We start from the raw sequence: 942 nt of genomic DNA, 5'->3' as shown, positions 1-942 counted from the left end.
AGCTGGTGCGGATAGACGCGCACGATGCGGGCCGGATCGGGCAGGCCGACTTCCTCGATGAGTTCGAGGGCGCGCTTCTGGCGCGCGGACGGATCGAGCGCGCCATGGGCCTCGAACATTTCGCGGATCTGGTCGCCGATGCGCATCAGCGGGTTGAGCGAGGTCATCGGCTCCTGGAAGATCATGCCGATGTCGCGGCCGCGCACCTGACGCATCNTTACCGCGGGGGGCAGCAGGCCCATGACGGCGTGGGCCGTCATCGACTTGCCCGAGCCGGATTCGCCGACGACGCACAGCGTCTCGCCGGCATTTATCTCGAACGAGGCGTCCTTGAGCGCGAAGGCGCGATCGGCGACGCTTGGCAATGACAGGGAGAGCCTGTCGACCTTCAGCACCGGCTCGCTCATTTGCGGACCTCCTTGCGCAGTCGCGGATTGAGCGCGTCGTTGATGCCTTCGCCGACGAGATTGAGCGCCAGCACGGTCAGGAAGATCGCGAGGCCGGGGAAGAAGCTGATCCACCACGCGTCGATGATGCGCGAGCGGCCGGCGCCGACCATGTAGCCCCAGGTCATCAGGTTGGGATCGCCGAGGCCGAGAAAGGAGAGGGAGGATTCCAGGAGGATCGCCGTCGCGATCATCAGCGAGGCCATGACGATGATGGGCGCCAGCGTGTTCGGCAATATCTGCGTGAAGATGATGCGCGGGGTCGACTGACCCACGGTGACCGCCGCCTGGACATATTCGCGCGTCCTGAGCGACAGCACCTCGCCGCGAATGAGCCGCGTCACCGGCGGCCAGGAGACGATGGCGATGGCCAGCACGATCGAAGGCAGCGATGGTTGCAGGATCGCAACGAGCACGATCGCGAGCGCGAAGCTCGGGATGGTCTGGAAGAACTCGGTGAAGCGCATGATGGCGTCATCGATGAGGCCGCCGAAAT

2 protein-coding genes are annotated in these 942 nt (G+C 65.1%); both read right to left on the bottom strand.

Annotated elements, in window-relative coordinates:
- The coding region (locus PZ895_RS16485; protein ID WP_275840092.1) for an ATP-binding cassette domain-containing protein at nucleotides 1-407 on the bottom strand (407 nt) is incomplete at its 3' end.
- Nucleotides 404-942, bottom strand: a 539-nt coding sequence (locus tag PZ895_RS16480; protein ID WP_275840091.1) for an ABC transporter permease, incomplete at its 5' end; no start/stop codon positions are given. The genes PZ895_RS16480 and PZ895_RS16485, both read right to left, overlap by 4 nt.

Source organism: Mesorhizobium sp. YIM 152430 (genome assembly GCF_029210365.1).
Taxonomy (GTDB): Bacteria; Pseudomonadota; Alphaproteobacteria; order Rhizobiales; family Rhizobiaceae; genus Aliihoeflea.
The sequence above is the reverse complement of the archived record's forward strand: the minus strand, read 5'-3'. Positions and strand labels throughout refer to the sequence as shown.